Source organism: Mesorhizobium sp. M8A.F.Ca.ET.161.01.1.1, assembly GCF_004792105.1.
Classification (GTDB): Bacteria; Pseudomonadota; Alphaproteobacteria; order Rhizobiales; family Rhizobiaceae; genus Mesorhizobium.
On the sequence record NZ_SRTD01000181.1, the window covers coordinates 1 to 362 of the forward strand.

The window sequence follows — 362 nt, forward strand, 5'->3', positions numbered from 1 at the left end:
CGAGCCCGTTGCTGATGCTTCTTGCGGCAATGGCGCTCGCGCTCGCCATCGGCGCGGCCTGCGGGCTGGTAAACGGGCTCATCACCACCATCGGCCGCATCGAACCCTTCATCGCCACACTCGGCACCATGGGTATCTATCGCGGGCTGACGACCTGGCTGTCGCAGGGCGGCGCGATCACGCTGCGCAACCCGGAAATCCAGACGCTTTATCGCCCGGTCTATTTCGGCAATGTTCTGGGCGTGCCGGTGCCGGTCATCGTCATCTTCGTCACGGCTGCGATAGCCGCCTTCGTGCTTTACCGTACCCGCTACGGGCGGCATCTGACGGCGGTGGGCTCCAGTGAGGATGTTGCGCGTTAT

1 pseudogene is annotated in these 362 nt (G+C 64.1%); it reads left to right on the forward strand.

What is annotated here, in order from left to right:
- Positions 1-362: pseudogene (locus EN804_RS35210) on the forward strand (ABC transporter permease); the annotation flags it as partial.